Here is a 12,119-nt window from a genome sequence, read left to right as displayed (position 1 = left end):
TTGCAAAAGGGGACCCGCTTGTCGAACACTCCTTCCTCGAGAACCTTCCGCCCGTAGGGTGGCTTTGGCTCGACGGTCCCCTTTTGGAAGTGGAGACGGACAGTCAATCCCCTTGCGGGCGTGTCAGAGTCGAAGAGAACTGCGCTTTTTCTTCTCCTCCACTATGTTGACTTAAACTAGAAGGACCTTCTTAGATGTTAGATCTTACTAATTTTTCAAAGTCGAGAAAAAAGCTTTGCCAAAATAGGTTAACCAATTTAAAATAACGGTTAACAAATATATGTTAACCAAGGTTGTGATTTGGTTGTTAAATAACTTTGAAGAACTCTCTGCCAAAAACAAGCAATACGTTTGGCATCCCTTCACTCAAATGAAAGACTACGTCGCACAAGAGCCACTCATTATTGCGAAAGGAGAAGGGATCAAGCTGTTCGATGTGAATGGCAAGGCTTACTACGACGGTTTTTCCTCTGTGTGGTTGAACGTCCATGGCCACAACGTTCCCGAGCTGAATCAGGCGATCACGGAGCAGCTCGACCAGATTGCCCATTCTACTTTGCTCGGCATGGCAAATGTGCCATCCATTTTATTAGCGGAAAAGCTGATCAACCTCGCTCCAAAAGGATTGAGCAAAGTCTTTTACTCTGACAACGGGGCAACTGCGGTCGAAATCTCACTGAAAATGGCGTTTCAATACTGGCAAAATCGCGGACAGACCGGAAAGCATTCGTTTATCACGATGAACAATGCCTATCATGGGGATACGATTGGAGCCACCAGTGTGGGAGCCATTCCTCTCTACCATCAGGTCTACAAACCGCTGCTCTTTTCTCCACATGTCATTCCATACCCTTATCCGTACAGGCAAGGCGGCGAAGAAGCAGCCGTTCAGGCCACATTGAGCAGCCTGGAAGGTTTGCTTAGGGATAGAGCACATGAGATTGCGGCGATGATCGTAGAGCCTGTCGTGCAGGGAGCAAGCGGCATGATTATCATGCCGGATGGTTGCTTGAAAAAAATCGCGGAGCTGTTGCGCGCCCATGATGTATTGCTGATCGCAGACGAAGTAGCGACAGGATTTGGACGAACGGGCAAAATGTTCGCTTGTGAGCATGATGGGGTTGTGCCAGACATCATGGCAGTTGCAAAAGGGCTTACGGGAGGGTATTTGCCTGTAGCGGCTACCTTAGTAACCGAGCAGATTTATGATGCCTTTTTCGCTGACTATGAGGAACAGAAAACCTTTTTCCACGGACATTCGTTTACAGGAAATCCACTCGGCTGTGCAGTTGCTCTCGCCAACCTGCGGCTGATGGAGGAGCGCGGGGTTGTTCAACAAGTGGCACAAAAGGCAATCGTTTTGGAGCAATTGCTAGGGCCGCTGTACAACCTGCCTCATGTAGGAGATATCCGGCAAAAAGGCTTGATGGCGGGAATCGAGTTGGTTCGTGAAAAAGAGACCAAGGAGCCTTATCACTGGAATGAGCGGATCGGTGTGCGTGTCTGTCAGGTAGCGAGAGAAAAAGGGCTTTTGACACGACCGTTGGGCAACGTCATCGTTTTTATCCCGCCGCTTGTATCTACAACCGAAGAATTGGCTGACATGGTTCGGATTTTGGCGGAATCGATTCAGGATGTAACGACAGGTGAAGTAGAGGAGTGATTGATATGGCTGATCGCCCCTTTTCCGGATTGTTCATCACAGGAACAGATACTGGGGTAGGCAAAACGATTGTGACTGCCGGAATCGCATCCGTGTTGCGTGAGACAGGAGTGGACATCGGAGTTTGGAAGCCAGTCCAGTCAGGAGCACTCGCATATGATGAGGGCAGTGACGCTATGCACTTGAGATCGTGGAGCGGAGTGCCTGACGCGTGTGAGGAGATAGCCCCACTTTGTTTTGAGGCACCGCTTACCCCTTATCTGGCTGCGGAAGCAGAGGGGAAAAGCTTGACTATGGAGGAAGTAATCGCTTGCGGGCGACCCTTGATGGAACGTTATCCAGCACTTCTTGTCGAAGGAGCGGGTGGTCTGATTGTTCCATTGACTCCGACCGAAACGATGGCGGATCTTGCTGCTCGGCTGAACCTGCCCATGCTCATCGTGGCTCGGGCTGGGCTCGGCACAATTAACCATACGCTCTTGTCCGTTTGGTATGCACGGGAACTCGGGATCGAGGTTGTAGGTGTCATCCTGAATCAAAACAATTCAGCTGGTGTCATCGATGAGAGTGTCAAAACAAACGCGAGCATGATTGAGAGCTATGGGGGAGTTCCCGTATGGGGCGTGCTTCCATGGATAGACCAACCGTTAGAGCGCCAGCACTTGACGCAGCTGATCCAAGAATGTGTAGACATCGGACAGCTGTGTCAGTGGAGCCATAAATAATAAGAAGGGGAGACGAGAAAATGGAGCAAAGCACCTGTTTGGATTGGAAGGGATACTCTCGTAAAGCAATTAGCAAGGAAGTGCTTACGCACGAAGAGGCAATGAAGGTGTTGCAAGCGCCGGATGATGAGCTGCTACTGGTCATGAACGAAGCGTTTCGCGTCAGAAAGCACTTTTTCGGAAAAAAGGTCAAACTGAACATGATCATCAACGCCAAGAGCGGCCTATGTCCGGAGGATTGCGGTTACTGCTCGCAGTCGATTGTTTCGAATGCTCCCGTATCCAAGTACACGATGCTGGACAAGGAGACATTACTATCAGGTGCGCGGGAAGCCATGAATCGAAAAGCAGGTACATACTGTATTGTCGCCTCAGGACGCGGTCCCACGGAAAAAGAGCTGGGCCAAGTCATCGAGGCCGTCAAAGAAATCCGCGAGACGATGCCGCTGAAAATTTGCGCGTGCTTAGGGATCTTAAGCGACGAACAAGCAACGCGTCTAAAAGATTCAGGTGTTCACCGTTACAACCATAATCTCAACACGAGTCGCAACCATTACGAAGCGATTACGACAACGCACACGTACGATCAGCGTGTACAGACAGTCGATACAGTGAAAAGAGCAGGGATGTCTCCCTGTGCAGGCGTGATCATTGGCATGGGGGAGAGCGATGAGGAGATCGTCGAAATGGCATTTGCCCTGCGCAATCTCGACGCAGATTCGATCCCGATCAATTTTTTAAATGCGATTCCAGGAACCCCGTTGGAGGATAAAGGACGCACCCCGGCAATGAAGGCTCTTCGTGTTCTCGCTTTGTTCCGATTTATTTGCCCGGATAAAGAAATTCGTGTTGCGGGTGGGCGCGAAGTGAATTTACGCACCTTGCAGCCCCTTTCCTTGTATGCGGCTAACTCGTTGTTTGTGGGCGATTATTTGACGACGCCCGGGCAAGAAATCACGACAGACCATCAGATGATTGAAGACCTCGGGTTTGAAATCGAGCTGTGTGCGCTGTAGGTCAGTTATGAATAAACGCTACACATGGCTGGAAGAAGAATACGATTCATTGCGGAAACAATCGTTGGCAAGAGAGTGGAGCACCGTAGATTCAGCCAGTGACCGTGCAGGCACGTGGATTCAAGTCGAAGGGAAACCATTATTAAATCTGTCATCGAACAACTATTTGGGCTTGGCCCACGATCAACGAATCGTGGAAGCTGGCAAGATAGCGGCAGAGGAGTGGGGGGCAGGAGGAACTGCCTCTCGTCTCGTCCATGGCAACTACGCGTTATACGACGAGCTGGAACAACAATTGGCGGCGTGGAAAGAGAGAGAAGCGGCGCTTGTTTTTGCAAACGGTTATCAGGCAAATACAGGGGTAATTGCAGCACTTGTTGGAAGAGGCGACGCTGTTTTTAGTGATCGATTGAATCACGCCAGCATTGTAGATGGGATTGTGCTCAGTCGAGCGGAGCATTTTCGGTACAGACATAACGACATGGAGCATCTGGAGTTTTTATTGAAAAAGCACCAGGATGCAAGACGGAAGTGGATCGTCACGGACAGCATATTCTCCATGGATGGTGACAAAGCTCCTCTGCATGAATTGGTACAACTACGAGATCGTTACGATACCATGCTGATGGTTGACGAAGCCCATGCAGGGGGAGTACGTGGTGAAGAAGGGCAGGGCTTGTGCCACGAACTCGGCTTCGCCGGAAAAGTCGATGTGTTGATGGGAACCTTCAGCAAGGCATTTGGTGTTTATGGGGCATACGTATGCGCAGATGAGATCATCATTCGTTATTTGATGACAAAAGCGCGCTCGTTGGTCTATTCCACGGCTCTGCCTCCTGCTGTGATTGGCTCGAATCTGGCGGCGTTGTCTTTGGTACAAACGGACTCTTGGCGCAGAAAAGCAGTGAGGCAGAATGCGCTCATGTTTCGTCAGTTGCTTCGTTCACGTGGGTTTACCGTAGACGAAGAAGATACGCCAATCATCCCGCTTACGTTAGGCGAGAATGAGTGGACTTTGCAATTCAGCAAAAGGCTTAGGCAGCGAGGGATTGCAGCAGTGGCGATTCGACCTCCTACAGTGCCAGCAGGAACCGCACGTATACGTTTTACCGTGATGGCTGCTCATACGCGCGAAGAGCTGGAGTGGGCTTGCGAGCAAGTGAGCGAAATCAGGGACGAGCTTCAGAAAGGAGGGACGATATCGTGAGAAAAGCGATGCTGTGGCTAACCGGGTGGGGAATGCCAGATTGCAGCTGGGATGCAGTTCGCTCACAGTTTCCTTCCCATCAGCACATCATTCCTACTTATTCGGACGTCACGGATTCCTCGCAATTTTACGAGAGAGTAGTAGAGGAAGTCCGCCCTCTAGCAGCGCAGGAGCTGATTGTAGTGGGGTGGTCTATGGGAGGAATGCTCGGAATACGCCTCGCTGCCCAGTACCCGGTCTCAGGACTTGTTTTGATCGGCACCACAGCTCGCTTTACCTGTGAACAGAATGACCTTCGCGCTGGGTGGCATCCCGTTGTTTTGCATAGGATGAAAAGGCAGCTTTCCGTAGCACGCGAGCGGGTGATGGAAGCATTTGTCGTACAGATGCTCACACCCGGTGAGCGTGAACAAACAGGTTTGCATGTGAGACTGGACAGCCAGAAGTGGAGTACGGCGGCGCTGATTGCGGGCTTGACCTATTTGGAAGAAGAGGACTGCCGCCCGTTCCTGTCTTCGCTGACTACTCCTACTCTCGTCATTCATGGCACGGAGGATGCTATCTGTTCGCTCGCGGCCGGAGAAGAACTGGCGGGTAGCCTTTCAGGCGCCAATTTCGTACAAATCCCTGACTGTGGTCATGCTCCGCATGTGTTTGTTCCAGAGGTTGTAGGAGATTCGCTAAAGAGGATGGTGGAGCAGCTTGCAGAAGAGGGCAATCAGCAGCCGATTTAGTGAGAAGGCTGTTTCATATGAAAAATACGCACTTGTGCAAAAGAAGATGGCTGATCATCTGAGTCAACTGGTTACAGAGAGAACGAAAGAGAATGATGTGCGTAACATCCTAGAGATTGGCTGTGGAACAGGGGGGTTAACCCGCGTCATTCGCAGCCATTTTTCTGCTGCCCATTACGAGGCGGTAGAGATTGCGCCAGGTATGCTGGAGCAGGCGAAGAACAATCTGGAGCAGCATGGCCTGATTTGTTCATTTTCACAAGCTGATGCCGAAGAATGGGTTTGGGAACAACAGGCGAAGTCAAAGGATTTGATCGTTTCAGGAGCGTGTTTTCAGTGGTTTGCCAGGCCAGCGCATACGCTAAGAGGATTGGCAAGAATCCTGAAGCCCGGGGCACATTTGGTTTTTTCGACATTTGGACCTGATACTTTTTGGGAGCTGCATGATTCGTTTACGAATGCTCATGCGATTTTGGGAGAAAAGGGAGTACGCCATGGTCTGGAGTTTCTCTCTGCACGTGATTGGCATGAGCAATTGGAGCAAGCAGGGTTTACGGGTATAGAGATCAGTAGGAAATATGAACGGCTAACTTACCCGGGTGTACGGGATTTTCTGCATGCTGTGAAAGCTGTAGGCGCCAGTGCAAGCATGGAGCAAGGAAACGGTCTTGGACGCAGAAAACTCCTTGCAGAAATGATTCGTTACTATGAGCAGACGTATAAAAGAGAAACGGGCATCCCTGTCACCTACGAAGTTATTTACGTTCGTGCTGTTTCATCCTAGCCTAATCGTGACAGACTGGCACTCTACCCCCCAAGAGCCGTGACGTTTTTTAAATAAACTGGAAAAGAAAGCGATTTCCTAGCAGGAATTATCATGAAGAGATGGAATCTTAAGAAGGTTGCCTATCCTGTGTATTTGAGGGGTGTGTGGAAGATGAGTCAAAGAGAAATCGTCATTGCGAGTGCTGTGCGCACTGCTATAGGTAGCTTTCAAGGAACGCTTGCAGGTGTCAGCGCGACAAAGCTGGGCGGGATTGTACTGGAAGCAGCGCTAGAGCGTGCAGGTGTTTCCAAGGATGCGGTCGATGAAGTGATTATGGGGAACGTACTGTCAGCAGGCTTGGGTCAAAACCCGGCGCGTCAGGCTTCTATTCACGCGGGCCTTGCTCATGAAGTTCCCTCCCTGACAATTAACAAGGTTTGTGGTTCAGGTCTAAAAGCCGTTCATCTGGCCGTTCAGTCCATCCTTGCTGGTGAGGCAGAGGTTGTCTTGGCTGGTGGGATGGAAAATATGAGTCAGGCACCATACTTAATGGAAGGTGCGCGTTCAGGCTACCGCATGGGGGATCAGAAAGTGGTAGACTCCATGATTCGCGACGGGCTGTGGTGTGCTTTCAACGACTACCACATGGGCATTACAGCAGAGAACCTTTGCACCAAATACGAAATCGGACGCGAAGAGCAGGATGAATTTTCAGCGTGGAGCCAGGAAAAGGCTCAGCAAGCGCTCGCTAGTGGTCGTTTTCAGGAAGAAGTCGTGCCGGTTCCGATCCCGCAACGCAAGGGTGATCCGGTGCTATTTGCCGTAGACGAATTCCCGCGTGCTGGCGTGACAGCCGAAGCGCTAGGCAAACTAAAGCCTGCATTTAAAAAGGATGGGACTGTGACAGCCGGGAATGCATCTGGTATCAACGATGGAGCAGCAGCTCTTTTGATTATGACACGCGAGAAGGCAGAAGAGCTGGGTGTGAAGCCTCTTGCCCGTATCGTAGCCAATGCAAGTGCAGGTGTTGATCCGAGCATCATGGGGTACGGTCCAGTTCCTGCGACCAAACGCGTACTGGAAAAAGCGGGTCTGTCGATTGCTGACATTGACTTGATCGAAGCAAATGAAGCTTTTGCCGTCCAATCGCTGTCTGTTGGCAAGGCACTCGGCTTTGATCGCGAGAAGCTGAATGTCAATGGCGGAGCCATCGCTTTGGGTCATCCAATTGGTGCAAGTGGCGCCAGAATCTTGGTCACGCTCGTGCATGAATTGCAAAAACGCGAAGGGGCAAAATATGGGTTAGCAACCCTTTGCATCGGTGGTGGACAAGGGGTCGCTACCCTTGTCGAGAAAATTTAAACTTCAAATTGTGAACGCTTTGTGTACAGACCGAGCCGAACATTGACAAAGGGAATAATTCTTCGTTAATATGAATGAGGGCAAAGGGGCACTTGACACCAGCCCTCTCCTTATGTATGAAAGGAGAATGTTGCTCTGTGTCAAAATTGGATAATCCGTGGCGAGCGATCACGTTGGTCACCCTAATCGGTGTCGATATGGCCGTTTGCGTGATTTCGGGAGTCCTTCTGGGAAAATACTTGGATGGTCTTTTCTCTACCAATCCGCTTTTTTTGATGGTGGGGCTGCTCGCGGGATTAGGAATAGGCGTGTATAGCGTCTACCGCATCGTTCGCGGTTATCTCTAGGGAGATGGAACATGCAAACGTTTTCTTCGGCAATGCGATCCACTTTTCGCTATGCCTTTTTCTGTATGGCAATTGCCTCGATACTCTGGGCGGTGTTGCCATCGTATCGTTTCTTTTTGCAAAGCCTCCTGCTTGGGATGGTTTGCAGTTTGGTGAATGGCACGGTTCTCTTCAGCAAAACCTGGCGCATTGGTCAGATGGCTGTTGATTCAAACGTCCGGCCAAAAGGGACTGGTATGTTGCAGCGACTGGCTGTGGCTGGCTTTGCAGTCTTTTTGACAATGCGTTTTCCCCATATGTTTGGAATCGCTGGCGTGTTGATAGGTTTATTCCTCTTTCAGATTCTCAGTTTCCTTTTTGTGTATCGCTCCTTTAAATAGATAGTAGATATTTTTTCTTTACACGTACTTAAAGCAATAGATTCGCGCGGAAGAAAGGGGTGAAATACATGCATTATTCTCTGCGGTTTGAATGGTTGGGCATGGTATTTGACATCTCCACTATTCTTATGATTTTGGTTACCTCTCTGGTGGTGCTTTTGCTGTGTATCGGGATGACCCGCAACCTGACCTCCGCAACTCCAAGCGGCGCGCAAAACGTGATGGAATGGATTGTGGACTTCGTTACCGGCATTACAAAAAGCTACATCACACCGAAGAAGGCTGCGGGCTTTGTCTCGCTGGCACTCACTTTGTTCCTTTACATTTTCCTTGGAAACCAACTGGGTCTCGTATTTAACGTAAACACGGCTCACCACAACAGTCCTGACCATCAAGTAAGTGAAAAGGTTAAAGACATGTTGACGGCTTCCACAAATGAGCAAATGAAGCAACAAAAGATGGCCAAGCTTGAAGAAGAGCTGAACTCTACCGATCCGTCCTCGCACGGGCCTGTCATTGGGTGGTGGAAATCACCAACAGCGACTCCTAGCGTAACTTTCGCTCTGGCGTTCATCGTTCTTCTCTACGCTCACTATCTGGGCATCAAGAAGAGCTTCAGCGGATGGTTGAAACATACATTCCTGAACCCGATTCACATTCTGGAGGAGTTCATCATCAAGCCGTTGACGCTGCCTTTGCGTCTATTCGGTAACATCTTTGCGGGTGAGGTTTTGATTTCCTTCCTGCTGGGTGTAGGGATCTTCGGAAGCATTCCGCTGTTCCTGTGGTTGGGCTACTCGGTGTTCGTCGGTTCCGTACAGGCATTCATTTTCACAACGCTGGCGATGGTTTACCTGTCACAGCAAGTGAATGAAGATCACTAATTTTGTGCTTACCCGATTTTATCTTCGCTTTTTAAACACTAAGGAGGTTTTTAAACAATGGAAGGTTTGGCTCTTGCAATTGGTATCGTATTTGGTCTGTCTGCTCTTGGCGCAGCGATTGGTAACTCTTTGGTAATCTCTCGTACAATTGAAGGTGTAGCTCGTCAACCAGAAGCACGTGGTAGCCTGATGGGTCTCATGTTCCTGGGTCTTGGTCTGGTAGAGGCAGTTCCGATCATCGCTGTAGCGATCGGTTTCATTCTCTTCGGTCGCCTGTAATCAGCGAGCATTTAGTAACAATAGGCGGGCACTTGATACCCGCCTATATTTTTGACAAAGACAATTAATAACCTTGATGATACATCTTTCTTTTCGCAGGAAGGAGTGAAACGAATGCTCGACTTTGGAGCGGTATCCCTGGAATGGGGAACGCTGTTAACCCAGGCAATTGTGTTCTTGTTGTTGTTGCTGCTTGTTCGTAAATTGGCTATGGGCCCGATCGTAGGGATCATGGAAAAACGTCGTCAGCATATCGAAAGTCAAATCTCCTCAGCTGAGAAGAACCGCACTGAAGCGGAAGCTCTTCTAGCTGAGCAACGTCGCGTGCTGGATGAAGCGCGTGCAGAATCAAAAGCAATCATTGACCGCGCTGCAAAGCAAGCGTCTGATGAAGCAACCAAAATCGTGACAGAGGCACAAGCTGCATCCGAGCGTATGAAAGCGGAAGCAAGCGCTGAACTGGCACGTGAAGTGGAAAAAGCAAAACTCGAACTGCGTGAGCAAATGACCAGCCTGTCCGTGCTCTTGGCTTCCAAGATCATCGAGAAAGAACTGGACGAAGCAGCTCAAAAGTCTACTGTTGATAAATTTCTCGCACAAGTGGGAGATCGCCTATGAGTAGCGCAGTAGGAAAACGTTATGCTCGTGCGCTCTTTGAAGTAGCGAGTGAACGTAGCAAGATTGATCAGGTAGAAGCAGACCTGGGTGCAATCGTGGAAGCGGTTGAAGGTAATGAAGATCTGAAAAAGATCATGCTGCACCCTCACATCGCAGCAGATGCGAAAGCTACGCTCGCTGACGAATTGTTCAAAAGCCATGTAGGGGAAGAAGCCTTTAATTTTCTGAACGTCCTGATTGAGAACGGACGCGAAGTTGATCTGGTTGATATCTACCGTTCTTTTGTACAATTGGCGAACGAAGCTCGTGGATTTGCAGATGCGATTGTGACAAGTGCAAAACCGCTTTCTACTGAAGAGCAAAATGAGCTGGCTGAGAAGTTCGGACAAACGCTGAATAAAAAGCTGCGTATGACAGCAGTCGTAGATCCAGCGATTCTCGGTGGCGTTATTATCAAAATTGGCGACCGTCTGTACGATGGCAGCTTGAAAACGAAGTTGGAAACCTTTGCGCAAAAAGCGTAAAGTTCGATGGCTTTTAAGAAGTTGGATGAATGGGGTGAATTAAGTGAGTGCAATCAGACCAGAAGAGATTAGCTCCCTCATTAAAGAGCGGATCGCTAACTTTAAATCTGAAATCGAAGTTGTGGATGTAGGCACAGTCATCCAAGTAGGTGACGGTATTGCTCGTGTTCACGGTTTGGAAAAGGCCATGCAAGGGGAGCTTCTCGAGTTCCAAAATGGCGTAATGGGTATGGTACTCAACTTGGAAGAAGATAACGTGGGTGTCGTTATTATGGGACCTTTCCGCGACATTAAGGAAGGCGATACTGTAAAACGTACCGGCCGCGTTATGGAAGTTCCAGTAGGGGAAGCGCTGCTCGGCCGCGTTGTAAACCCACTGGGTCAACCAATCGATGGTCAAGGCCCTATTGCAAATAACGGTTTCCGTCCAATCGAGAGCCCAGCTCCTGGCGTTATGGCACGTAAATCCGTACACGAGCCACTCCAAACAGGTATCAAAGCGATTGACGCGATGATCCCAGTTGGTCGTGGACAGCGTGAGTTGATCATTGGTGACCGACAAACTGGTAAAACAGCAGTGGCACTCGACACGATCATCAACCAAAAAGGTAAAGACATGATTTGTATCTACGTTGCAATCGGTCAAAAGCAATCTACCGTTGCAAACATCGTAGAAACTCTGCGTAAAGCAGGGGCTCTGGAATACACAATCATCGTTTCTGCTACTGCGTCTGACCCAGCTCCAATGTTGTACCTGGCTCCTTATACAGGTGTAACAATGGCTGAGTACTTCATGTACAAAGGCGGACACGTTCTGTGCGTATACGATGACCTGTCCAAACAGGCTGCTGCATACCGCGAAATGTCCCTCTTGCTCCGTCGTCCTCCAGGTCGCGAAGCATATCCTGGTGACGTATTCTACTTGCACTCCCGCTTGCTGGAGCGCGCTGCGAAACTGTCTGATGATCTGGGCGCTGGTTCCATTACGGCTCTGCCATTCATCGAAACCCAAGCGGGTGACATTTCCGCATACATTCCAACGAACGTGATCTCCATCACGGACGGTCAGATCTTCCTGGAGACAGACTTGTTCAACGCAGGTCAACGCCCAGCGGTTAACACCGGTCTTTCCGTATCCCGTGTAGGTGGTTCCGCGCAAATCAAGGCGATGAAAAAGGTAGCAGGTCCACTCAAGCTCGAGTTGGCTCAATACCGTGAGTTGGCTGCGTTTGCTCAGTTCGGTTCCGATCTGGACAAAGCGACCCAAGCTCGTCTGACCCGTGGTGAGCGCTTGATGGAAATCATGAAACAAGGTCAATTCGATCCAATGCCTGTTGAGAAGCAAGTTGCTTCTATCTATAGCGCTACAAGAGGTTTCCTGGATGACATTCCAGTAGCAGAAGTGCGCCGTTTTGAGAAAGAGATGTTGTCTTTCTTGGATTCCAACAAACCGCAACTGTTGGAGCACATCCGCACAACGAAAGACCTTCCAGATGAAAAAGAATTCAACGCAGCGATCGAAGAGTTCAAAAAAGGCTTTTCGGTAACTCGCTAATCGTTAACCTGATAGACATCAGATGCATGCCGGGCGATTTGCCCGTGCATGCGTCCTCA

At 49.6% G+C, this 12,119-nt stretch carries 14 protein-coding genes; all 14 read left to right on the top strand.

Features of this window, described 5'->3' with window-relative positions:
• Positions 1 to 280: 280 nt before the first annotated feature.
• The 14 genes from bioA to atpA all read left to right on the top strand — a co-directional run bounded on the left by bioA (position 281) and on the right by atpA (position 12,060).
• A complete protein-coding gene (gene bioA / locus HPY31_RS05395) occupies positions 281 to 1,663 on the top strand; it encodes an adenosylmethionine--8-amino-7-oxononanoate transaminase (RefSeq protein ID WP_172139175.1) in 1,383 nt (460 codons plus the stop codon).
• A 5-nt stretch (positions 1,664 to 1,668) separates the two neighbouring features.
• Positions 1,669 to 2,388 carry a dethiobiotin synthase gene (gene bioD, locus HPY31_RS05390; protein ID WP_172139173.1) on the top strand — a complete coding sequence of 240 codons (720 nt, stop codon included), beginning with the start codon at positions 1,669 to 1,671 and terminating at the stop codon, positions 2,386 to 2,388.
• Between the two features lie 20 nt (positions 2,389 to 2,408).
• Positions 2,409 to 3,404, top strand: coding sequence for a biotin synthase BioB (gene bioB / locus HPY31_RS05385; protein ID WP_172139171.1), 996 nt, complete (start codon positions 2,409 to 2,411; stop codon positions 3,402 to 3,404).
• Between the two features lie 7 nt (positions 3,405 to 3,411).
• Positions 3,412 to 4,611, top strand: coding sequence for an 8-amino-7-oxononanoate synthase (gene bioF, locus HPY31_RS05380; protein ID WP_172139169.1), 1,200 nt, complete (start codon positions 3,412 to 3,414; stop codon positions 4,609 to 4,611).
• On the top strand, positions 4,608 to 5,345 hold the full coding sequence (locus HPY31_RS05375) for an alpha/beta fold hydrolase (RefSeq protein WP_172139167.1): 738 nt from the start codon (positions 4,608 to 4,610) through the stop codon (positions 5,343 to 5,345). Before bioF ends, HPY31_RS05375 begins: the two co-directional genes overlap by 4 nt.
• Positions 5,314 to 6,129, top strand: coding sequence for a malonyl-ACP O-methyltransferase BioC (bioC, locus tag HPY31_RS05370; RefSeq protein WP_172139165.1), 816 nt, complete (start codon positions 5,314 to 5,316; stop codon positions 6,127 to 6,129). The genes HPY31_RS05375 and bioC overlap by 32 nt, the downstream gene beginning before the upstream one ends.
• A 153-nt stretch (positions 6,130 to 6,282) precedes the next feature.
• On the top strand, positions 6,283 to 7,473 hold the full coding sequence (locus tag HPY31_RS05365) for an acetyl-CoA C-acetyltransferase (RefSeq protein WP_172139866.1): 1,191 nt from the start codon (positions 6,283 to 6,285) through the stop codon (positions 7,471 to 7,473).
• Between the two features lie 137 nt (positions 7,474 to 7,610).
• The gene (locus tag HPY31_RS05360; RefSeq protein ID WP_026134010.1) at positions 7,611 to 7,820 is read left to right on the top strand and encodes an AtpZ/AtpI family protein; all 210 of its coding nucleotides are present in this window, start codon (positions 7,611 to 7,613) and stop codon (positions 7,818 to 7,820) included.
• Positions 7,821 to 7,831: 11 nt separating this feature from the next.
• Positions 7,832 to 8,200: an ATP synthase subunit I gene (locus HPY31_RS05355; protein WP_016740188.1), complete on the top strand. Its 369-nt coding sequence runs from the start codon at positions 7,832 to 7,834 to the stop codon at positions 8,198 to 8,200.
• A gap of 68 nt (positions 8,201 to 8,268) precedes the next feature.
• On the top strand, positions 8,269 to 9,084 hold the full coding sequence (gene atpB, locus HPY31_RS05350) for a F0F1 ATP synthase subunit A (RefSeq protein WP_172139163.1): 816 nt from the start codon (positions 8,269 to 8,271) through the stop codon (positions 9,082 to 9,084).
• Between the two features lie 57 nt (positions 9,085 to 9,141).
• Complete coding sequence (gene atpE / locus HPY31_RS05345; RefSeq protein ID WP_016740190.1) at positions 9,142 to 9,363, top strand: F0F1 ATP synthase subunit C; 222 nt, start codon at positions 9,142 to 9,144, stop codon at positions 9,361 to 9,363.
• Between the two features lie 114 nt (positions 9,364 to 9,477).
• Positions 9,478 to 9,981, top strand: coding sequence for a F0F1 ATP synthase subunit B (gene atpF, locus HPY31_RS05340; RefSeq protein WP_015893622.1), 504 nt, complete (start codon positions 9,478 to 9,480; stop codon positions 9,979 to 9,981).
• The gene (locus HPY31_RS05335; protein ID WP_015893621.1) at positions 9,978 to 10,505 is read left to right on the top strand and encodes a F0F1 ATP synthase subunit delta; all 528 of its coding nucleotides are present in this window, start codon (positions 9,978 to 9,980) and stop codon (positions 10,503 to 10,505) included. Before atpF ends, HPY31_RS05335 begins: the two co-directional genes overlap by 4 nt.
• A 43-nt stretch (positions 10,506 to 10,548) precedes the next feature.
• Positions 10,549 to 12,060, top strand: a complete 1,512-nt coding sequence (gene atpA, locus HPY31_RS05330; protein ID WP_015893620.1) for a F0F1 ATP synthase subunit alpha — start codon at positions 10,549 to 10,551, stop codon at positions 12,058 to 12,060.
• Positions 12,061 to 12,119: the final 59 nt, after the last annotated feature.

The organism is Brevibacillus sp. HB1.3 (genome assembly GCF_013186635.1).
In the GTDB taxonomy this organism is placed as follows: Bacteria; Bacillota; Bacilli; order Brevibacillales; family Brevibacillaceae; genus Brevibacillus; species Brevibacillus brevis_D.
Note: the sequence above shows the minus strand (reverse complement) of the source record. Positions and strands in the feature narration are given on the sequence as shown.